This is a genomic window from Luteimonas saliphila, from assembly GCF_016774335.1.
Classification (GTDB): Bacteria; Pseudomonadota; Gammaproteobacteria; order Xanthomonadales; family Xanthomonadaceae; genus Luteimonas; species Luteimonas saliphila.
In genome coordinates this window covers 366,477-386,327 of sequence record NZ_JAETWA010000042.1, presented here as the reverse complement: position 1 = coordinate 386,327, position 19,851 = coordinate 366,477, and the positions used below count along the sequence as shown (strand labels likewise).

Annotated in this window: 19 protein-coding genes; 13 read left to right on the top strand and 6 right to left on the bottom strand. The window is 65.8% G+C overall.

The features are described 5' to 3' along the window. Window positions 1-104: 104 nt before the first annotated feature. The 10 genes from JMO03_RS14275 to rffA all read left to right on the top strand — a co-directional run bounded on the left by JMO03_RS14275 (window position 105) and on the right by rffA (window position 10,687). Window positions 105-2,186, top strand: a complete 2,082-nt coding sequence (locus tag JMO03_RS14275; RefSeq protein ID WP_202844377.1) for a glycoside hydrolase family 99-like domain-containing protein — start codon at window positions 105-107, stop codon at window positions 2,184-2,186. Window positions 2,187-2,294: 108 nt separating this feature from the next. Beyond that, window positions 2,295-3,041 (top strand): electron transfer flavoprotein subunit beta/FixA family protein, encoded by a 747-nt coding sequence (locus tag JMO03_RS14270; RefSeq protein ID WP_202844374.1) that lies wholly within the window; start codon window positions 2,295-2,297, stop codon window positions 3,039-3,041. Continuing rightward, window positions 3,041-3,979, top strand: coding sequence for an electron transfer flavoprotein subunit alpha/FixB family protein (locus JMO03_RS14265; RefSeq protein ID WP_202844373.1), 939 nt, complete (start codon window positions 3,041-3,043; stop codon window positions 3,977-3,979). The genes JMO03_RS14270 and JMO03_RS14265 overlap by 1 nt, the downstream gene beginning before the upstream one ends. 64 nt (window positions 3,980-4,043) lie before the next feature. Next, a complete protein-coding gene (locus tag JMO03_RS14260) occupies window positions 4,044-4,796 on the top strand; it encodes a WbqC family protein (protein ID WP_202844371.1) in 753 nt (250 codons plus the stop codon). Beyond that, window positions 4,793-5,788, top strand: coding sequence for a glycosyltransferase family 2 protein (locus JMO03_RS14255; RefSeq protein WP_273544264.1), 996 nt, complete (start codon window positions 4,793-4,795; stop codon window positions 5,786-5,788). The genes JMO03_RS14260 and JMO03_RS14255 overlap by 4 nt, the downstream gene beginning before the upstream one ends. Continuing rightward, on the top strand, window positions 5,772-6,509 hold the full coding sequence (locus tag JMO03_RS14250) for a class I SAM-dependent methyltransferase (RefSeq protein WP_202844367.1): 738 nt from the start codon (window positions 5,772-5,774) through the stop codon (window positions 6,507-6,509). The genes JMO03_RS14255 and JMO03_RS14250 overlap by 17 nt, the downstream gene beginning before the upstream one ends. Continuing rightward, the gene (locus JMO03_RS14245) at window positions 6,506-8,158 is read left to right on the top strand and encodes an HAD-IA family hydrolase (RefSeq protein WP_202844365.1); all 1,653 of its coding nucleotides are present in this window, start codon (window positions 6,506-6,508) and stop codon (window positions 8,156-8,158) included. Before JMO03_RS14250 ends, JMO03_RS14245 begins: the two co-directional genes overlap by 4 nt. Before the next feature lie 133 nt (window positions 8,159-8,291). Continuing rightward, window positions 8,292-8,633: an EamA family transporter gene (locus tag JMO03_RS14240; protein ID WP_202844363.1), complete on the top strand. Its 342-nt coding sequence runs from the start codon at window positions 8,292-8,294 to the stop codon at window positions 8,631-8,633. 708 nt (window positions 8,634-9,341) lie between these two features. After that, window positions 9,342-9,539 carry a hypothetical protein gene (locus JMO03_RS14235; RefSeq protein ID WP_202844361.1) on the top strand — a complete coding sequence of 66 codons (198 nt, stop codon included), beginning with the start codon at window positions 9,342-9,344 and terminating at the stop codon, window positions 9,537-9,539. Continuing rightward, window positions 9,536-10,687, top strand: a complete 1,152-nt coding sequence (gene rffA / locus JMO03_RS14230) for a dTDP-4-amino-4,6-dideoxygalactose transaminase (protein ID WP_202844359.1) — start codon at window positions 9,536-9,538, stop codon at window positions 10,685-10,687. Before JMO03_RS14235 ends, rffA begins: the two co-directional genes overlap by 4 nt. A gap of 41 nt (window positions 10,688-10,728) precedes the next feature. Here the strand turns inward: rffA and JMO03_RS14225 are convergent, their stop codons facing one another. From JMO03_RS14225 to JMO03_RS14215, 3 genes are all read right to left on the bottom strand, one after another. Next, complete coding sequence (locus JMO03_RS14225) at window positions 10,729-12,807, bottom strand: hypothetical protein (RefSeq protein ID WP_202844357.1); 2,079 nt, start codon at window positions 12,805-12,807, stop codon at window positions 10,729-10,731. Between the two features lie 267 nt (window positions 12,808-13,074). Continuing rightward, complete coding sequence (locus JMO03_RS14220; protein ID WP_202844355.1) at window positions 13,075-14,205, bottom strand: PilT/PilU family type 4a pilus ATPase; 1,131 nt, start codon at window positions 14,203-14,205, stop codon at window positions 13,075-13,077. A 150-nt stretch (window positions 14,206-14,355) separates the two neighbouring features. Continuing rightward, on the bottom strand, window positions 14,356-15,393 hold the full coding sequence (locus JMO03_RS14215; protein ID WP_202844353.1) for a type IV pilus twitching motility protein PilT: 1,038 nt from the start codon (window positions 15,391-15,393) through the stop codon (window positions 14,356-14,358). A gap of 415 nt (window positions 15,394-15,808) precedes the next feature. Between JMO03_RS14215 and proC the strand changes: the two genes are divergently transcribed. Together proC and JMO03_RS14205 are read left to right on the top strand one after the other, a co-directional pair. After that, complete coding sequence (gene proC, locus JMO03_RS14210) at window positions 15,809-16,654, top strand: pyrroline-5-carboxylate reductase (RefSeq protein ID WP_202844352.1); 846 nt, start codon at window positions 15,809-15,811, stop codon at window positions 16,652-16,654. A 10-nt stretch (window positions 16,655-16,664) separates the two neighbouring features. Continuing rightward, complete coding sequence (locus JMO03_RS14205; protein WP_202844349.1) at window positions 16,665-17,159, top strand: DUF4426 domain-containing protein; 495 nt, start codon at window positions 16,665-16,667, stop codon at window positions 17,157-17,159. Here the strand turns inward: JMO03_RS14205 and JMO03_RS14200 are convergent. Genes JMO03_RS14200 through pdxH form a run of 3 tightly spaced genes read right to left on the bottom strand, consistent with a single transcriptional unit; the run spans window position 17,125 to window position 18,987 of the window. Then, complete coding sequence (locus JMO03_RS14200; protein ID WP_202844347.1) at window positions 17,125-17,922, bottom strand: ABC transporter substrate-binding protein; 798 nt, start codon at window positions 17,920-17,922, stop codon at window positions 17,125-17,127. The genes JMO03_RS14205 and JMO03_RS14200 overlap by 35 nt on opposite strands. A 1-nt stretch (window position 17,923) precedes the next feature. Then, the gene (gene aac(6') / locus JMO03_RS14195) at window positions 17,924-18,388 is read right to left on the bottom strand and encodes an aminoglycoside 6'-N-acetyltransferase (RefSeq protein ID WP_425491854.1); all 465 of its coding nucleotides are present in this window, start codon (window positions 18,386-18,388) and stop codon (window positions 17,924-17,926) included. After that, window positions 18,385-18,987, bottom strand: a complete 603-nt coding sequence (gene pdxH / locus JMO03_RS14190) for a pyridoxamine 5'-phosphate oxidase (RefSeq protein ID WP_202844346.1) — start codon at window positions 18,985-18,987, stop codon at window positions 18,385-18,387. The genes aac(6') and pdxH overlap by 4 nt, the downstream gene beginning before the upstream one ends. A 17-nt stretch (window positions 18,988-19,004) precedes the next feature. On the opposite strand from pdxH, the gene JMO03_RS14185 reads away from it, so the two are divergent. After that, window positions 19,005-19,838: a kinase gene (locus JMO03_RS14185; RefSeq protein WP_202844345.1), complete on the top strand. Its 834-nt coding sequence runs from the start codon at window positions 19,005-19,007 to the stop codon at window positions 19,836-19,838. Window positions 19,839-19,851: the final 13 nt, after the last annotated feature.

Here is a 19,851-nt window from a genome sequence, read left to right as displayed (position 1 = left end):
ATTCTACCCAGCAGGGAAGGCGGCGCCACGTACTTTCGGGCAATCGACTGTCGCCAACCGACGGGCACTGCTTCGTCACCGCCGGTTTCTGGGATCATAGGCGCATGAGCCGATCGATCCGCGACCGCCTGCGCGCAGGCCTGTTCCATGCGCTGCGCGCGGTGTTTCGACTATTGCCGCTTTCGACGGCGATGCGCGACCGCTGGCGCAACTGGTTCGTCGACAAGCTGCCGCATCTCGTGCCCTACAAGCGGCGGGGCGCGCTGGTTGACGATGCGCTGGGGCTGGGGAGCGCGTTGCGTGCCGACCACCCGGCGATCGGACACGTCCCGCGGCGCGAAGGCCCGCTCCCCTCGCCGCTGCCCGCCACGCTCGTCGCGTTCTACCTTCCGCAGTTCCACCCGATCCCGGAGAACGATGCGTGGTGGGGAGCAGGTTTCACCGAATGGCGCAACGTCACCCGTTCCCTGCCCCAGTTCGACGGTCACCACCAGCCGCGCCTGCCCGCAGACCTGGGCTTCTATGATCTGCGTAGTCCGGCCGTCATGCGCGAACAGGTTCGCCTCGCACGCGAGTACGGGGTCGGCGCGTTCTGCTTCTACTTCTACTGGTTCGGTGGCCGCACCCTGCTCGAAACGCCTCTGCGGCAATGGTTGCAGGACACCACGATCGAGCTGCCGTTCTGCTTGTGCTGGGCAAACGAAAGCTGGTCGCGGCGTTGGGACGGGCGCGAGAAGGATGTGCTCATCGCTCAGACCCACAGTCCCGCCGATGATCTGGCCTTCATCGAGTACGTCTCCGGCTACCTTCGAGACGAGCGTGCGTTGCGGGTCGATGGAAAGCCGATGTTGCTCGTTTACCGCCCCGGCCTGCTCCCGGAACCGCTGGCCACCACCGCGCGTTGGCGGACATGGTGTCGGGACAACGGCTTGGGCGAGATCCATCTGGCCTACGTGCAATCGTTCGAGCGGCCGGATCCGGGTGAGATCGGCTTCGACTCGGCCGTGGAGTTCCCGCCGAACATGTCACCGCCGAGCTCGATCTGCGAGCGGCAGCTTCTGCTGAACCCGGACCATCGCGGCGACGTGCTCGACTGGCGCTACCTCGCCGACGACGCGCGGCGGCGCGCGATGCCGGATTACCGCCTGTTCCCCGGCGTGAATCCCGGGTGGGACAACGAACCGCGTCGGCCGGGCCGCGGACACGTCTATCTGCACGCTTCGCCGCGCCGCTACGGCGACTGGCTTCGCGACACGATCCGCGACCGGCTGGCGGACGTGCCCGCCTCGCAGCGGTTCGTCTTCATCAACGCCTGGAACGAGTGGGCGGAAGGCGCCGTTCTCGAACCGGATGCGCGACTGGGCTACGCATGGCTGGAGGCGACCCGGCAGGCGCTCTGGCAGGCGGCTGCCCCCGCGCCCGTACCGCAGCGTCCCTGCGCGGTGGTGCACGCGTGGTATGTGGACGTGCTCGACGAGTTGCTGGAGCGCCTGCGCATTTGCGGCGTCGACTGGCGCCTGGTTGTGACGACGGCGCCCGAACGTGCCGACGCGGTCCGGGCCGCACTCGCCCGCGCCGCCACCGACGCCGAGCTGTTCGTATTCGAAAACCGGGGTCGCGATGTTCTGCCCTTCCTGCATGTGGCCAATCGCCTGCTCGACGAGGGCGTCGACGTGGTGCTGAAACTGCACACCAAGCAGTCGGACCATCGATGGGACGGCGATCGATGGCGGGCGGACCTGCTGGACAAGCTCCTGTCCCCCGACCGCGTTCCCGCCGTGCTTTCCGCTTTCGAGGCCGATCCCCTGCTGGGCATGGTCGCACCCGAGGGCCACGTGCAGCCCCTGGGCTACTTCTGGGGCGGCAACGAGGCGAACGTGCGCCGCCTGGCCACCCGGATCGGCCTCGCGGGCATCGATCCGGACACCGACCGGTTCGCCGCGGGCAGCATGTTCGTCGTGCGGCTTGCGGCCCTGCGTCCCCTGCTCGATGCACATCTGGACCCGCAACTGTTCGAATCCGAACGTGGTCAGGTCGACGGCACCTGCGCACACGCGGTCGAACGCCTCTTCGGGCTTTCCGCCCTCGCGGGCGGCTTCCGGATCGCGACCGCGGCCGGGGTCTGCGGCGAGCCCGACCCCGCCGATGGCGATGCCCCCTATCCCTACGCGCGTCGCGATGGCTGAATCGACCGTCCCTCGCCCCCCTCGCGAGGGACGGGTAGAATCCGCAGACTTCGCGTTCTCCGTCCCTGACGGGCGTTCAGTTCCAACTCCCGGGAGCCCCCAGAAAAGATGAAGATCCTCGTCGCCTACAAGCGCGTGGTGGACTACAACGTCCGTATCCAGGTCAAGCCAGACGGTTCCGGCGTGGTCACCGAGGGCGTCAAGCTCTCCGCCAATCCGTTCGACGAGATCGCGCTGGAAGAGGCCCTGCGCCTGCGCGACAGGGGCATCGCCAGCGAGGTCGTGGTCGCCACCATCGCCCCGGCCGATGCCGCCGCGCACCTGCGCAACGGCCTGGCGATGGGCGCCAACCGCGCCATCCACGTGGTCACCGACCAGGCCATCCAGCCGCTCACCGCCGCGCGCACCCTGCTCAAGCTGGTGGAGAAGGAAACACCGGACCTGGTGATCCTGGGCAAGCAGGCGATCGACGACGACGCCAACCAGACCGGCCAGATGCTGGCCACGCTCTGGGGCCGGCCACAGGCGACGTTCGCCTCGAAGCTGGAAGTCGCGGACGGCAAGGCCACAGTCGTCCGCGAGGTCGATGCCGGGCTCGAGACGCTGGAAGTCGACCTGCCCGCCGTCGTGACCACCGACCTGCGCCTGAACGAGCCGCGCTTCATCAAGCTGCCCGACATCATGAAGGCCAAGAGCAAGCCGATGGAGACGCTGCAGTTCGCCGAACTCGGGGTGGAATCCGGCGATTCCCTCAAGACCACCGGCTACGCGGCGCCCACCGGGCGCAGCAAGGGGGTGATGGTCAAGGACGCGGCCGAGCTGGTCGCCGCACTCAGGCAGAAGGGGTTGCTGTGATGGCCAAGGTTCTCATCGTCGCCGAACATCTGGATGGCAGGCTCAACGGCTCGACCGCGCGCACGCTGAGTGCAGCGCAGGCGCTCGCGGCCGAAGCGATCGACATCGTCGTGCTTGCCGTCGACCCCGCCGCCGTCGCAGCCGAAGCCGCGCAGCTCGCGGGCGTTTCCCGGGTGGTGACCGTGGCCAACCCCGCCAACGCCCATCCCCTCGCCCAGGTGCTCGCCCCGCAGGTGGCGTCGCTGGCCGACGGCTACAGCCACGTTCTCCTGCCCAGCACGACCTTCGGCAAGGACCTGGCACCGTGCATCGCTGCGCTGCTGGGCGTGGCCCAGGTTTCCGACCTGATGGCGGTCGAAGGGCCGTACCTCTACAAACGTCCGATCTACGCCGGCAATGCCATCGTCACCGTCGAGGCACCGGCCGACCGCACGGTGGTCGCCACGGTGCGCACCGCTTCCTGGCCGGAAGCGGCCAAGGGGGGCAACGCGGCGGTGGAGTCGGCCAGCGTCGATGCCGCCCTGCCCGCCCATACCCGCTTCGTCGGACTGGCCCAGGGCAAGTCGGACCGTCCGGACCTGCAGTCGGCCCGCCGCGTGGTGTCCGGCGGCCGCGGCGTAGGCTCGAAGGAGAACTTCGAGATCATCTACAAGTTCGCCGACAGGCTCGGCGCCGCGGTCGGCGCCTCGCGCGCCGCGGTCGACGCGGGCTACGTTCCCAACGAGTTGCAGGTCGGCCAGACCGGCAAGATCATCGCCCCCGAGCTCTACGTGGCGATCGGCATCTCCGGCGCGATCCAGCACCTGACCGGCATCAAGGACGCGGGCACGATCGTCGCGATCAACAAGGACGCGGACGCGCCGATCTTCGAGGTGGCGGACATCGGGCTGGTGGGGGACCTGTTCGCGCTGCTGCCGGAGCTGGAAGCGGCGCTGTGATGCCAGGCGCTGATCGCTGCCCGCACGGGGGCCCGGCGCGGCTCCCCTCTCGGGCGAGAGTCCGATGAACCAACGCGTCGTTGTCATCCAATCCAATTACATTCCTTGGAAAGGATATTTCGACATGCTGGCGCAGGCGGATACCGTCGTCCTGTTCGATGCAGTGCAGTCGACCAAGAACGACTGGCGGAACCGCAACCAGATCAAGACGCCATCCGGTAAGCGCTGGTTGACCATACCCGTCAAACACTCCACGACAATCCGGGTGAGGGAGGTGGCGGTCGCACGCAGCGATTGGCACGAGAAGCACTACCGCAGCTTGTCCCAGGTGTACGCAAGGGCTCCGCACGCGGCGCAGGTGTTGCCGCAACTCCATGAGTGGTATTCGGAAGCCGGCGAACTCTCCCGCCTTTCCGCCATCAACCGGGTTTTCCTGCGGGGCGTCTGCGAGTTTCTGGAGATCAAGGCGCGCTTCCTCGAAGTCGAGTCGATCTTGGACGATGAACAGCACGACAGGCTCGACCCCACCAGCCGGCTGGTCGAGATATGCGAGCGCCTGGGTGCGACCTCCTACCTCAGCGGCCCGGCTGCGCGCGGCTACCTGGACACTTCGGCTTTCGAGCGGCTATCGATTGCCGTTGAATGGTTCGACTACGTCGGCTATCCCACGTACCCGCAGCTCCACGGCGAGTTCGACCATTCCGTGTCGATCGTCGACCTGCTGCTGATGACGGGCCCGGACGCCAGGCACTATGCGATCCGCCACGGACCTACCGCCCACGAACTTCCATCCCAAGACTGCGCAGCCACCCGATGACGGATTGTTCGCACGCCGAATCCAGCAACCGGGCGCGAGCGTGCACCCTAAGCGTGGTCACGTCGGTATACAGGTCGTTGCCGTTCCTGGCCGACTTCTTGGCGCAAATGCGCGAGGCGATTCGGCAAGCGGGCGTGCACGACTACGAGATCGTGTTCGTCAACGACGGATCGCCCGACGAATCGCTCTCCTACCTGATGTCAGCACGCGAAACCGACCCGCGGATAAGGATCGTCGACCTTTCGCGCAATTTCGGCCACCACAAGGCCGCGCTTGCGGGCCTGAGCTACGCTCGGGGGGAGCTCGTATTCATCATCGACTGTGACCTCGAAGTGTCGCCAGGCGTGCTCCCACGGTTCATCGAAACGATGATGTCGACTTCAGCAGATGTGGTCTATGGTGTCCAGCCGACACGGAAGGGTGGCCCACTGGAACGCCTGGGCGGCGACCTGTTCTGGAAGATCTTCAACCGTCTTAGCGACACCCATGTCCCGGCGAATGTACTGACGGAACGCCTCATGACGCGCGACTACGTCAGGTCGCTGCTCAGACTCGGGGATCGCAACATCTTTCTCGCGGGGATGATGTACTGGACGGGGTTTCACCAGGTCGGCATCAGCGTCGAGAAGACCCGGCGCAACGGAGCATCCACTTACTCGCTCAGACGAAGGATTTCGCTCCTTGTCGAGGCGATTACTTCGTTCTCCACCGTGCCCCTGAAGCTCGTCCTCGGGATCGGATTGACGTTGACCTTCTGCACGATGGCCTTCGCATTGACGATCCTGGTCCGGAAGATCCTCTTTCCCTCCTCCGTCCTGGCTGGCTTCACCACGCTGTCGCTGCTGGTCATCGGGACCAGCGGCGTCATCATTACATTGATGGGCATTCTCGGCCTGTACATCTCGCGCATTTTCGTTCAGACGCAAGGGCGGCCAGCCTTCATCGTCCGGAATTTCCATGGAGAAGAATGCCAAAATGAAAGAGAACCTTGACCAGTACAAGAACGCATACGAGGACTCCTTCCCTTATTACTGGGACGAGACGGTGCTGCTCGATGCCTACGTGCGGAAACTGATCGAGGCAATGGCCGGCCGCCGAGACGTCAGGGCGCTGAGTCTCGGGATCGGCCGCCAGATCGTCAGCCGTGCCCTGTTCGAGAACATCGACCTGCGCGAGTATCATGTCATCGAAGGTTCGCCCGCGATCATCGAGGCATACCGTACGCAGGCCTCGCCACCGGATTTCGTCCGCCTGCACAACGCCTATTTCGAAGACATCGAGTTCGACCAGACGTTCGACCTGATCGAAATGGGTTTCGTGCTCGAACACGTCGACGACCCCGAATTGATACTCAGGAGATTCCGGAAGTTCCTTTCGCCCGACGGTCTCTTGTTCGTCTCCGTTCCAAACGCACGTTCGTTGCACCGCCTGCTCGGTCAGGCAGCGGGGCTGATGCCTGACATCTATGCGTTGAGCCAGTCCGACCGAGAACTTGGCCACAAGCGCTACTTCGACACGCAATCGTTCACCAAGCTCGTCGAGGATTGCGGTTACCGGGTTACCGCGCGCCACGGGCTGATGCTCAAGCCGTTGACCACCAGCCAGATCCATTCTCTTGGCATGGGCAGCGAGCTTGACCAGGCGCTCATTGAAGTCGGCTACGGGCTACCGGACATTTCGAACGGAATCCTGATCGAAGCAAGGTTGAAATGACGAACGCCCTAATCGTCAGTGGCGGAGGCTTCCAGGGACTCGGGTTGTTGGAGGCCCTGCAGGCGATCCCGGGTGTCAGGCCGATCGTCGCCGACATCCACCCGGACAATGTCACCCGCTATCTGACACCCGACTACGTCATCGTGCCTCCGCTCGCGAAGCCAGCGGATTTCGCGGCGGCGATACGACGGCTCGTGGTCGAACGCGATATCGATGCAGTGTTTCCCGCTACTGCGCGCGAACTACCGGTGCTCGCAGGACTGCGCGATTCACTCGCCGCCCTGGGCTCGCGGGTCGCCGTCTCGCCGCCCGCGCTCACAGGGGTGTTTCTCGACAAGCGGGCGACCGCCCGTTTCCTGTTGGACCATGACCTGCCCACGCAGGAACCCGTCGACCCCGTTTCCCACGATTTCTCCACCACGCTGTTCGGGAAGCCCTGCCTCGGCTGGGGTGGTACCGGCACGTGCGTAGCCACCGATATAGGGGCGGTCCGTCAGCAGGAATCCGCCGCACCAGGCACGGACATGGTCTGGTTCCCGCTGGTCAGGGATTTCGAGGAGTATTCCGCCGACTTCGCGATCTCTCCCTCAGGACACGTCTCCCCCATCGTGCTCAGGAAACGTCTTCGAACGTCCGGTGGGTATGCAGTGGTCTCGGAAACGGTCAAGGACGATGCGCTTGCGCGAGTCGCGGCGCAGGCCGCGGCCGTGATAGCGACGGCCAACGGACGCGGCATCTTCAATATCCAGCTCATCCAAGCAGCCGGGGCGGAAGCATTCCTCTCGGACGTCAATCCGCGCTTTGGCACATCCGCCGTCCACGGATTGTCTTCTGGCATCAATCTAGCCGCGTTCTTCCTCGACGACAGGCCGGCACCCAGCCGTCCCTCGCCTGCCCCCATGGTCCGGACGGTGCGGTACCTCAGGACAATCGCCATTCCCGTCCTCGACAGACGCCCGAAAGGCATCGTGTTCGACCTGGACGATACGCTCGTCGACCACAAGGTGTGGATGGCGGCCAAGATACTCGGAACCTACGAGGCAGTAGCGCGCGACTGGGTTCCCGCCGATACGTTCAGGACCCGTGCGCTGCAGCTCGTCGACGAGGGTGAACGAGCACTCCTGATCGACCGCCTCGCCACGTGCTTTTCATGGACCGAAGCGCAGCGAATGACGATAATCGAGGCCTATCGCGGCATTCGCATTGCACCGACACCGCTCTACCCGGATGTCGAGCCCGTCCTTTCGGAACTGGCTGCCGCGGGCTTCAGGTTGGCGATACTCACGGACAACCCGGTCGCTACCCAGCGCGCAAAGATCGAGGCTGCGCCGGCTTTGCAGGTCGTATCGTCGATTGTTTATGCGCGAGACTCCGGGAACGAAAAGCCGGCTGCTTCGGCTTTCTCCGCGGCAGCAACCTCGCTTGGATTGCCGCCTGAAGACGTGTGCATGGTGGGCGACAACTATTTCCGCGACGCATTGGGCGCGATCCGCAGCGGGTATTCGTGCGCATTCCTGCTGCAGCGACGGGGCGGATTCGTGCAGCACCACTTGGCCATCACCGACCCCACGCCAACTGGCTCCTCCGGCGACATCCATCCCATCGAGAGCCTGACGATCCTGCGCGAGGCGCTGACGCCGGATCGCTGATGCGTGCTTGGTGCACGCCCCCAAGGGCTCGACAATCGTCAACCTGCTGTCATCAGGCTAGAATTCTCGTTCCGATCGTCAATGCCACGGGTATTCGCCAATGAACCCCCTCGCCTCCTACGCACTGGTAGGCTTGACAGTACTGCTGACGGTCTACGGCCAGTTCGCCATCAAGTGGCAGATCCTTGCGTCGCCTCCCATGCCCACCGATCCGCACGGGCGCTTTGTTTACGTAGCACAGCTCTTCCTCTCCCCCCTGGTCATCAGCGCATTGGTGGCGGCCGTACTGGCATCGGTGTCTTGGATGGTCGCTCTGACCCGCCTGCCCCTGAGCCACGCATATCCCATGACGGCATTCACCTTTGTAGCGGTAGTCCTGGGCAGCCACACGTTCTTCGCGGAACCCGTCACCACTCCAAAGCTGGTCGGTCTCGCATTCATCGTCACCGGCATCATCGTCGGAAGCCAAGGATGAAGCCTTGTCTGGCGTGCGAGGCCACCTACTGCTTCACGCAAGAGGCAAGAGGTCAAGAGGCAGGAGTGTTCCACTCGTATGGCCGGCAACGAACCAGAACCGGCGTTTTCGATGCCTATGCGCTGGATCTGGATGGCACTACCGAGGGATTCTGGCCGAATGCTTCCAACTGCTCGGATCTCTGGAAGCGGGCAACTTCCGGTCCGCATCCGCAGCAACCTGATCCTGCGCATGATCCGCAAATTGTTCTCCCACCACATCGAGCGTCCTCAAGGTTTGCTGCGGCATCGACTTCGTGCTCTCGGCGCCTGCGCAACAACTTCCAGCGGCCCGTGTCTCCGGCAGCGAGATATGCCGCCGAGGCCCCGAGTACACTGCGAGGCCGGTTGCTCCGGCGTGCTGAGGCATCCGGCGTGCCTGAGGCAAATGGATGCGAAGGGATATCCCGGTACACGAAGAAGACGTGGGGACATTCGATGATCTCGAATACATCCCGGAAAGATGCCCGGTTCTCCTCGAGGTGGCAGAGGCTCCGAAGCCAGGGGACGGGCTGTAGTCGATGGGCCCACATCAAATGACCCTCAGGAGAGCACGGGACGTGGCCGCGCGCGATGTTCCTCGGTACCACCTTGGCGTACTGGAAGAACGAAAACTGGCTCGTTCGAGGTTCCGGGTACTGGACGCACATCCTTCGCGACCCTGCCTTTCGTGCTGCTGTACGCATCTCATCGGCACGGGTGCGGGGACGGCGGCACGCAGCTCGACCATGCGCGCGCACTCCGGATTCCGAAGGTCGTCGCCACCGTCCTTTACGCCATCCTACGCATCGAAGACCAGATATCGCGCGGGGTGTCGTTCCCCTTCGGCAACGTGACACTGATCGCCGCGATCAAGGAAATGCCATGATTCCTTTCAATCGACCCTATACCACGGGGCGCGAACTCACGTACATCGAGGAAGCCTGCAGAAACATGCACCTGTCCGGGGACGGCGTGTTCACCAGGAAGTGCCATCACCTGCTGGAGCGCGACATCGGCTCGTGCAAGGCGCTATTGACCCACTCGTGCACGGCATCGCTCGAAATGGCCGCGCTGTTGCTGAACCTGGCTCAGGGCGACGAGGTGATCATGCCGTCTTACACATTCGTGTCGACAGCCAATGCTTTCGTCCTGAGGGGTGCCGTACCGGTGTTCGTCGACATCCGCGAGGATACCCTCAACCTCGACGAGAACCTGATCGAGGCCGCGATCACCCCGCGAACCAAGGCCATCTGCGTCGTGCATTACGCGGGGGTGGCCTGCGAGATGGACGCGATCATGGCGGTCGCCGGAAAATATGGACTTGCGGTCGTCGAGGACGCGGCGCAGGGAATCCGTTCGAGCTACCGCGGGAAGCCTCTGGGATCGATTGGCACCCTTGGATGCCTGAGTTTCCACGAAACGAAGAACGCGATCTCCGGCGAGGGAGGCGCGCTTCTGATCAACGACGCCCGGCTAGTGGACCGCGCCGAGATTATCCGCGAAAAGGGAACCAACAGGAGCCGGTTTTTCAGGGGACAGATAGACAAGTACACATGGATTGACGTCGGCTCCTCCTACCTGCCGAGCGAACTCACGGCGGCATTCCTCCTTGCGCAGCTCGAGGATATCGAGGAACTCACCCGACGACGCCTGTCCATCTGGACTGCCTATCACGAGTGGGCGGCCGAACATGAAGCCTCTGGGCTGGTGAGACGCCCGATCATCCCCACCCACTGCGGACACAACGCCCACCTCTACTACCTCTTGTTGCCGTCGCTTTCGCGTCGGCAGGCGTTCATTGCCTCAATGAAGGAATCGGGCGTGCTCGCGGTCTTCCATTACGTCCCGCTGCACTCCACACCCGCAGGTATGAAGTACGGACGGGCACACGGCAGCCTTGATGTCACCAACCGCATCAGCGATCGGCTGGTGAGGCTCCCACTTTGGGTGGGAATCGAATCCCAGTTCGATACGGTCCTCGCCGCTTGCGACAAGGGTCTCGCGGACGCCGCATCCGAGCAGGTTGCGGACTGACCCCACGGTCGCGGACGTCTTACGTCCATGGCTAGGAGCACTCAGCCCACACGAGCTGCGATACCGGGCAGACCAATACACGCGAACGACAGCACCGACAAAACCAGCATCCATACCAGCAGCGGCTTCATGACCCCGGGCATGGCCCGCATACCCATCGCGATCACAAATCCGAGCATCGGCACGATCGGAAGCAGGTACCGTCCCTGCGCCTGGAATGCGTATAGCCAGCTAAACAAGGCTGCGCTGAGCATGACAACGAAAGCCGTACCCAGCACGATCCCAACCTGTTTCGCGGCTAGCGCCCCCTGGCGCCATACCATCACCCACGATGAGACTAGCAACAGGGCGCCCAAGGAGCTCAAAAACAGCAGATACAGGGCTTCAGGGGCCCATATCTTCATGTTGCCATAGGTACCGAACGCGCTCTTCAGCGACGTGCTCAGCCACTGCCGTTGGCCGAACACCATGTCCGGCAACGAAATCCCCTTCTGAGCGAACCGGAGTCCAGGGTGTCCCTCGCCCGCGTCGATCGCGGACGGCTTGAACTTCTCGGCTGCGTAACGCTCGGTCATCTGCGTGAGGGTGGCCGCCTTGGCATCTGGTCCACCATTGATCCAGAGATCGTTAACGATCCTTGGCGCCGCAAATCCGATCGCCAGCACCGCCAGCACCATGAAACGAATGATGGTCGTCCGCGTCGAGGGATCTTTCCTGCTTCGCAACAACAAACTGGCCGCAGCGATGGCCGCGCACGCCAGGCCAAGCCACGGCAGGACATCGCTTAGGAACGGAGCACCTGGCAGGGGCCAATCGCCGAGCATACTCGCGGCGCCAAGCGCACCAACGGCCACGATCACGGCAACCAGTTCCACCCAGCGCAACCGCAAGTGGCTGGCCGAGAGCCAGAGGAATGCAGTCATGGCCACTGGGTAATAGTTGGCCTTGGACACCACCAGCATCCCGATGCAGAGACAAAAAGCGACCATCGACGGGTTCATGCGTCCTTCGCGCAGGAACCGATTGACTCCGCGACCATGGTCGCAGGCGAGCGCCACCGCACACATCGAAACGAAGAAGGGGAACGCATCCCCATTGAAGTAGCTGAAAACATACCAGGCCTGGGGGGTGACCAGTACCGCCGATATCGGAAGAGCCCACGTCCGTCGGAAGGCGGCCATGAGCAGCAGCGCCAGCCAAAGCACATTCTGGAACGCGCGTCCCGCGGCGGTCGGAGAACCAAGCATTTGCTCGAACGGAGACATGAGATGTCCCGCGATGAAATAGACAACGTCGTACGAGTTGAGGTACGCAATGCCCCAGACCGACGACTGAAGGACAGGCACGATCCTGGGATCGTGCGCCGCCGGCGGCCAGACATGGCTCAGGTAGTACTGGAAATTCGCCACGTGCAGCCCCTCGTCCGGGTGCAGCGGCTGGCCTTCCGGGCTCAGGGCGCCCATCGTCACGATAAGGGCGAGTGATGCCGCGAGCCCGGACACGACGATCATGCGTACGCCGCAGCGACGCATCACGAACAGCGAGAGGAAAAGCAGCAGGGCGAGCGGGACGGCGGACTGGAGGATCGACGCTGTGGAAACGCCCTGTCCACGCATCTCCAACGGCACCGAAGGGTTCAGGCCAAGCTGGACATCGTTCGTCCCCTTCGTCGGGACCACCTGCAGTCCGGAGGCGGTGCGGGATGCCAATGCAACGTTCTTCCTGGCCACCAGCGAGTCGAGGCTTGGCGATACTCCTCCGGCGCCAGGGATATCGCCGGTGAGCGTCAGGTCTACGATGGTGATGGGTCCGTCGCCAGCAGACGGATCGAACCTGAGGCTGCGGTAGGTCCCGGGTGGTACAGCGAACCAGAGATCCGATCGCCCGCGAGGATAGGTTGCTTTCACGGACTCGGCTTCCGAGTAGCCATTGCCGCTATCAAAGAACCATTGCGCGAATCCCGCTTCGGCGGAAACGATCGTCATGCGGATGCCGGTATCCCGTGACGCGGCAGAAAACAGCCCGTACAGGAGGACGCAGCTGGCGACAAACAGCGCCAGCAGCGCCAGGCCATGAGAACGCCACCGGGACCATGCCTGCATCTGGCCGGCAAGTCGCACCCACGCTTCCTGTACGCTCTGACCCATACCTCTTCCGATCTGATGAGGCTCACCAATCCGGCCGACAGGACGCAGTCCGTCGGACCCTGCGCCTGCCGGCTGCGGGAGCGCATGATTCATTGTAAACGCAGGGAATATGCAAGCCCGCTCGCCCCGGCAAGGCCGGCTGGACGGAAATCGTCAGCATCGATACGACCCGCTATCGCCGCCGTGCGAGGCCGGGCGCACGTTCAAACACGCGGCGAACCGGAACCTCGCGAGGGAATGCTAGCGCGCCTCGGCGATCTCCACCCCGTCCAGCCCCTGCGACAGGGTGCGCGCGTCTCCGCCCTGGGCGAGCTTGATCCTGAGCCGGACCTCGTTCTGCGAATCGGCGAAGCGCAGGGCGTCCTCGTAGGAGATCTCGCCGGCCTGGTACAGCTCGAACAGGGCCTGGTCGAAGGTCTTCATGCCCAGATTGGTGGATTCCTTCATCACCTCTTTGAGCTTGTGGATCTCGCCGTCGCGGATGTAGTCCTGCACCAGCGGCGTGCCGAGCAGGATCTCCATCGCCACGCGCCGGCCCTTGCCGTCGGGTGTCGGGATCAGCTGCTGCGCGACCACGCCCTTGAGGTTGAGCGAAAGGTCCATCAGCAGCTGGCCGCGACGGTCCTCGGGGAAGAAGTTGATGATCCGGTCCATCGCCTGGTTGGCGTTGTTGGCATGCAGGGTGCACAACACCAGGTGGCCGGTCTCGGCGAAGGCGATCGCATGGTCCATGCCCTCGCGGGTGCGCACCTCGCCGATCATGATCACGTCCGGCGCCTGGCGCAGGGTGTTCTTCAGGGCGTTGTCCCAGCTGTCGGTGTCGATGCCGACCTCGCGCTGGGTGATGATGCAGCCCTCGTGCTTGTGCACGAACTCGATCGGGTCCTCGATGGTGATGATGTGGCCGGTGGAGTTCTGGTTGCGGTAGCCGATCATCGCCGCCAGCGAGGTCGACTTGCCGGTGCCGGTGGCGCCGACGAAGATGATGATGCCCCGCTTGGTCATCGCCAGCGTCTTGATGATCGGCGGCAGGTTGAGCTCCTCCACCGTCGGGATCTTGGTCTCGATCCGGCGCAGCACCATGCCCACCTGGTTGCGCTGGTAGAAGCACGAGACGCGGAAGCGGCCGACCCCGGCGACGCCGATCGCGAAATTGCACTCGTGGGTCTTCTCGAATTCCTCGCGCTGCGGCGGCGACATCACGTTGAGCACCAGGTCGCGCGACTGCTGGGGCGTCAGCGGATTCTGGGTGATCGGCGAGATCTTGCCGTGGACCTTCATCGACGGCGGCATGCCGGCGGTGATGAACAGGTCCGACGCCTTCTGGTGCGCCATCAGCTTGAGGAACGAGGTGAAGTCGATGCTGCTCATTTGCGGCTCCTGCGAAGCCGTGATTCGTGATTGGTGATTGGTGATTCGAAAAAGCGACTTGCCCCTTTTCCGTACCCACCACTCCACTTCATCAGAACCGCGGCTTTATGAATCACGAATCACGAATCACCAATCACCAATCACGGCCGTTCACTCGAACAACCGCTTCTCCTTCGCGTATTCCTTCGCCTGCTGGCGCGTGACCATGCCGCGCTTGACCAGGTCCTGGAGATGCTGGTCGAGGGTCATCATGCCGTGCTGCTGGCCGGTCTGGATCGACGAGTACATCTGCGCGACCTTGTCCTCGCGGATCAGGTTGCGGATCGCGGGAATGCCGACCATGATTTCCCAGGCCGCGGTGCGCCCGCCGCCGACCTTCTTCAGCAGCGCCTGCGAGATCACCGCGCGCAGGGACTCCGACAGCATCGAGCGCACCATCGGCTTCTCGCCGGCGGGGAACACGTCGATGATGCGGTCCACGGTCTTGGCCGCCGAACTGGTATGCAGGGTGCCGAACACCAGGTGTCCGGTTTCCGCGGCGGTCAGGGCCAGCCGGATCGTCTCCAGATCGCGCAGTTCGCCGACCAGGATGATGTCCGGATCCTCGCGCAGCGCCGAGCGCAGCGCCTCGCTGAAACCGTGGGTGTCGCGATGCACCTCGCGCTGGTTGATCAGGCACTTCTGCGAGTTGTGCACGAACTCGATGGGATCCTCGATGGTGAGGATGTGCCCGTACTCGTTCTTGTTGATGTGGTCGATCATCGCCGCCAGCGTGGTCGACTTGCCCGAGCCGGTCGGGCCGGTCACCAGGATCAGGCCCTGCGGCTGCTCGATCAGTTCGCGGAAGATCGGCGGGCAGCCCAGGTCCTCGAGGCTGAGCACCTCGGAGGGAATGGTACGGAACACCGCGCCCGCGCCACGGTTCTGGTTGAACGCGTTGACGCGGAACCGCGCCAGGCCGGGGATCTCGAACGAGAAGTCGGTTTCGAGGAATTCTTCGAAGTCACGACGCTGCTTGTCCGACATGATGTCGTAGACCAGCGCGTGCACCTGCTTGTGCTCGAGCGCCGGAATGTTGATCCGGCGCACATCGCCGTCGACCCGGATCATCGGCGGCAACCCCGCCGACAGATGGAGGTCGGAGGCCTTGTTCTTGACCGAGAACGCCAACAGTTCGGCGATATCCATGCATGCTCCCCTGGCACTGCAATGTAACGTGATGCGGCCGCGCGCCACGAACCGCTGGCGACAGCCTATCCCCGGCCGGCAGTATAGCCCTGTACGCGGATCACAATTCCAGCCCTTTCAATTGGATATCCGGAGTTGCGGGCACGCGTCCTGCACGAGGTCCTGCAAGGAGTTGAAACGTACCCGGCAGCCCGGCCGGGCCAATTCCCGATGGCAGCCCGGTCCATGCTGGCGGCTGCCGACGCCACGCCCCCTCGCTCCGATGATCGGCGGTGGAACCCCCGACGCGTGCCCGCCATCGGCTTCGGATCCGGCGCAGTACCCGATGCGCGACGGCGAGCGGCCCGGCTGCGTTGGCCGCGGCGGCCGCGGACGCGGTAGGGTGGGCACCCTCTCCCGCCCGGATCCGAGGTCCATGCCTTCGGCAAAGTCCATCCCCGTTGCTTCCGGATCCGTCGCCTTCGTCGGCGGCGGCAACATGGCCCGCAGCCTGGTCGGTGGCCTGGTCGCCGCCGGTACCGACCCCGCCACGATCCGCGTGGCCGATCCCAACGCACAGGCGCGCGATGCGCTGGCGGCGGATTTCGGCGTACGCGCCTTCGCCGCCGCCGCCGAGGCGGTGGAGGGCGCCGGCACCTGGGTGTTCGCGGTCAAGCCGCAGGTCATGCGCGAGGTGTGCGCCGGACTGGCCGGTACCGCGCAGGCAGGCGGCCCCCTGGTGATCTCGATCGCCGCCGGCATCACCTCGATGCAACTGCAGCGCTGGCTGGGCGGCGCGACGGCGGTCGTGCGTTCGATGCCCAATACCCCCGCCCTGCTGGGGGCCGGGGTCACCGGGCTGTACGCCAATGCGCAGGTCGACGCCGGCGGGCGGGCTAGTGCCGAACGCCTGCTCGCCAGTGCCGGTGCGACCGTCTGGATCGACGACGAAGCGCTGATGGACGCGGTGACCGGCACGTCCGGCAGCGGCCCGGCCTACGTCTTCCTGCTGGCCGAAGCGATGGAGGAGGCGGCGATCGCAGAAGGTCTGCCGGCCGCGGCCGCGCGCACGCTGGCGTCGCAGACCATCCTCGGCGCGGCCCGCATGCTCACCGAGTCCGGCGAGCCGCCGTCGGAACTGCGGCGGCGGGTCACCTCGCCCAACGGCACCACCCAGGCCGCGATCGAGACCTTCGAGGCTGGCGGCTTCCGCGCGCTGGTGGCGCGCGCGATCCGGGCGGCGACCCGGCGCGGCGGCGAACTGTCCGCCGCCAATGACTGAGCCGCCGGCGATGCGCGGGGCTCGCCTGGGCCTGCCGTTGGCGCTGGCCGCGCTCGCGGCCTGCGGCGTCGATCCGTCCGCACGCGCCGACCTCGCCGCGCACGCCGAGGCTGCGCGCCAGCCGGCCGAACTGCAGGTCGGCGATACCCGGATCCACGCCAGCCTCGCGCCGACCGCAGCGTTGAGCCCCGCCATCTCCGAGCGCTACGGCGTCGATCGCGCCCGTGACGCCCAATTGCTGCTGGTCGGTGTGCGCCAGGGCCCGACCGGGAACGAGGTCTCGGTCCCGGCGCAGGTGTCCGCCCGCGCGCGCGATCTGCGGGGCGCCTGGCAGGACATCGCGATGCGCGAAGTGCGCAGCGACGGCTTCGTCGACTACGTGGGCACGGTACGGGTGACGCCGCCGGACACGCTGGCATTCGAGATCACGGTCCGGCGCGAGGGCATCGACGCGCCCGCGATGCTGCGCTTCAGCCGCGAGGTGCTTGCGCCCAGCGGCGGATGATCGCGGCGATCGCGCCCACGCCATCGGTCAACGCCGCGGGGCCGGGCTGCAGGATCAGCGGCGACCTGATCTCGTGCAGTTCGCCATCGCGCACCGCCGGGATCGTGTCCCAGCCGGGGCGCGCGGCGACCTTCCCCGGCCGGAACTTCTTGCCGCACCACGACGCCAGGATGATGTCCGGGGCGCACTCGACCACCGGGTCGCCGCTGGCGAGGATGCGCGCCTTCGCCAGCGGCTCGGCCGACAGGTCGGGGAACACGTCGTCGCCGCCGGCGATCCGGACCAGTTCGGCCACCCAGCCGATGCCGGCGATCAGCGGCTCGTCCCACTCCTCGAAGTAGACCTTGGGCCGCACCGGCAGGGTCGCGGCCCCCTTCGCGATTCGCTCCAGTCCCGCCTCCAGCTCGCCCGCATACGCGTCGGCCCGCGCAGCGACTCCGACCAGCGCGCCCAGCCGGCGGACGTAGTCGAGAATCCCCTGGACGCTGCGGTGGTTGGCGATCCAGACCTCGACGCCGCGCCGCACCAGCGCCGCGGCGATGTCGGCCTGGATGTCGGAGAAGCCGACCACGAAGTCCGGCTCGAGCGCGAGGATGGCATCGATCTTCGCGCTGGTGAAGGCGCTGACCTTCGGCTTCTCCCTGCGCGCCTGCGGCGGGCGCACGGTGAAGCCGCTGATGCCGACGATGCGGTCCTGTTCGCCCAGCGCGTAGAGGACTTCGGTGGGTTCCTCGGTGAGGCAGACGATGCGGCGCGGGCCCACGCTAGAGCCGCTTGCGGAAGTAGACCACGCGTTCGGTCTCCTCGAACCCGCAACCCACGTGCGCAGCGTGGGACGGCGCATTGTCGAGCAGTGCGTCGGACGCCAGCTCGCGGCAGCCGATGGCGCGTGTCCACGCTTCGACGCCGGCGACCAGCGCACGTCCCACGCCTCGACCGCGCCAGGCCGGCACCACGTACCAGCCTTCAAGGAATCCCACCGGCGAGGAGTCGGTGCCGTTGACGTAGTCGACGCGACGCCGCGCCTCGGCGAAACCGACGGCCTCGCCACCCGTCGCGACCGCCAGCAGCACGCAGCTGTCGGCGACGGGCTGCAGCGCCGCCCGCATTTCCTCCGGCGAATCGACGCCGGCCTCGTCGGGCCACAGCGCCAGGCGCATTCGCCCCCAGTCGGCGGCATCCCCGACCGGATCGACCGGACGCACGGCGAAGCCCGTCCCGGTGGTCACGGATACAGCATCCGCTTGCTGCACTGGCCCGTGCAGTCGAACTCGTACAGCCAGCGCTCGTGCAGGCGGAATTCGGCGCCGTACCAGAACTCGATCCGGTCCGGACGCACCCGCAGCCCGGTCCAGCGCGCCGGGCGCGGGACCTCGCGACCGGCGAACTCGCGTTCGAGTTCCTCCATGCGGGCGTCGAAGGCCTCGCGCGAGGCCAGCGTCTCCGACTGCCGCGACGCCCACGCCCCGAGCTGGCTGACGCGCGGACGCGAGGCGAAATAGGCGTCGGCCTCCTCGTCCGGCACCGTGGCCACCCCGCCCTCGATCCGCACCTGCACTCCGTTGCGCACGCGCGGCCAGTGGAACAGCAGCGCGGCCTGCGGGTTGACCTGCAGTTCGCGGCCCTTGCGCCCGTCGAGATGGGTGTAGAACACGAAACCGCGCGCGTCGTGCTGCTTGAGCAGCACCGTGCGCGCCGACGGTCGCCCATCCGGCGACGCGGTGGCGACCGTCATCGCGGTGCGGTCGGGCTCGCCCGCGGCCAGCGCTTCGGCGAACAGGGTGTCGAACGTGGCCAGGGCTTCGGCCTGGAGGTCTGCGCAGTCCATTGCGCTATTGTGGCGCGATGCCCCGCGCCGCGCATCCCGCTCCGCCGGACGGCTTCGGCCAGGCCTTCGTCGCCCGCGTGCTCGACGACGCGCTGGCGCACGACGCACGCGTGTTCGGCCTGTCCGGCCCCCAGGGCAGCGGCAAGTCGACCCTGGCGACGCAACTGGTGGCCGCGGCCGCCGTGCGCGGGCTGCGGGTGGTCGGCCTCTCGCTCGACGACTTCTACCTCGACCTGCCGGCGCGTCTGCAGCTTGCGTGTCGGGTGCATCCGCTTCTCGCCACGCGCGGTCCGCCGGGCACGCACGAAGTGGCGCTTGCCGGGGCGACCCTGGATGCGCTGCGCAACGGCGACTCCGTGGCGCTGCCCGCGTTCGACAAGCTCCGCGACCGCCGCCTGCCGCGCACGCGGTGGCGGGAGGCGGCCGGCGTCGATCTGGTCGTGTTCGAGGGCTGGTGCCTCGGCGTGCCGGCGCAGGACGCCGACGCGCTGCGCGCGCCGGTCAACGCACTGGAACGCGAAGAGGACCCCGATGGCGGCTGGCGACGGTTCTGCAACGACGCCCTCGCCCGCGACTACCCGGCGCTGTGGCGGCGCGTGGACCGGCTGCTGTTCCTGCAGCCGCCGGGCTTCGACATCGTCCCCGAATGGCGCTGGCAGCAGGAGCGGGCGCTGCAGGCGCGCGAGCCGTCGCGCCCGGGCATGTCGCGCCCGCAGCTCGAGCGGTTCGTGCAGCACTACGAGCGCGTCAGTCGCCATGCCCTGTGCACCCTGCCCGAGATCGCGGACGTCGTGGTCGCGCTCGATGCCGCGCGCAAGCCACTCGCCGCCAGCGCATCGACGCCACCGTAGGAGCGCCTTTCAG

Excerpts from the sequence above, each read along its gene's own strand:
- JMO03_RS14215 (WP_202844353.1), bottom strand. The coding sequence starts at position 15,393 with ATGGATATCGCCGAACTGTTGGCGTTCTCGGTCAAGAACAAGGCCTCC.
- JMO03_RS14245 (WP_202844365.1), top strand. The coding sequence starts at position 6,506 with ATGACGAACGCCCTAATCGTCAGTGGCGGAGGCTTCCAGGGACTCGGG.
- JMO03_RS14270 (WP_202844374.1), top strand. The coding sequence starts at position 2,295 with ATGAAGATCCTCGTCGCCTACAAGCGCGTGGTGGACTACAACGTCCGT.
- JMO03_RS14205 (WP_202844349.1), top strand. The coding sequence starts at position 16,665 with ATGCGCGGGGCTCGCCTGGGCCTGCCGTTGGCGCTGGCCGCGCTCGCG.
- JMO03_RS14250 (WP_202844367.1), top strand. The coding sequence starts at position 5,772 with ATGAAAGAGAACCTTGACCAGTACAAGAACGCATACGAGGACTCCTTC.
- JMO03_RS14260 (WP_202844371.1), top strand. The coding sequence starts at position 4,044 with ATGAACCAACGCGTCGTTGTCATCCAATCCAATTACATTCCTTGGAAA.
- JMO03_RS14275 (WP_202844377.1), top strand. The coding sequence starts at position 105 with ATGAGCCGATCGATCCGCGACCGCCTGCGCGCAGGCCTGTTCCATGCG.
- JMO03_RS14185 (WP_202844345.1), top strand. The coding sequence starts at position 19,005 with ATGCCCCGCGCCGCGCATCCCGCTCCGCCGGACGGCTTCGGCCAGGCC.
- JMO03_RS14265 (WP_202844373.1), top strand. The coding sequence starts at position 3,041 with ATGGCCAAGGTTCTCATCGTCGCCGAACATCTGGATGGCAGGCTCAAC.
- JMO03_RS14255 (WP_273544264.1), top strand. The coding sequence starts at position 4,793 with ATGACGGATTGTTCGCACGCCGAATCCAGCAACCGGGCGCGAGCGTGC.
- proC (WP_202844352.1), top strand. The coding sequence starts at position 15,809 with ATGCCTTCGGCAAAGTCCATCCCCGTTGCTTCCGGATCCGTCGCCTTC.
- rffA (WP_202844359.1), top strand. The coding sequence starts at position 9,536 with ATGATTCCTTTCAATCGACCCTATACCACGGGGCGCGAACTCACGTAC.
- pdxH (WP_202844346.1), bottom strand. The coding sequence starts at position 18,987 with ATGGACTGCGCAGACCTCCAGGCCGAAGCCCTGGCCACGTTCGACACC.
- JMO03_RS14220 (WP_202844355.1), bottom strand. The coding sequence starts at position 14,205 with ATGAGCAGCATCGACTTCACCTCGTTCCTCAAGCTGATGGCGCACCAG.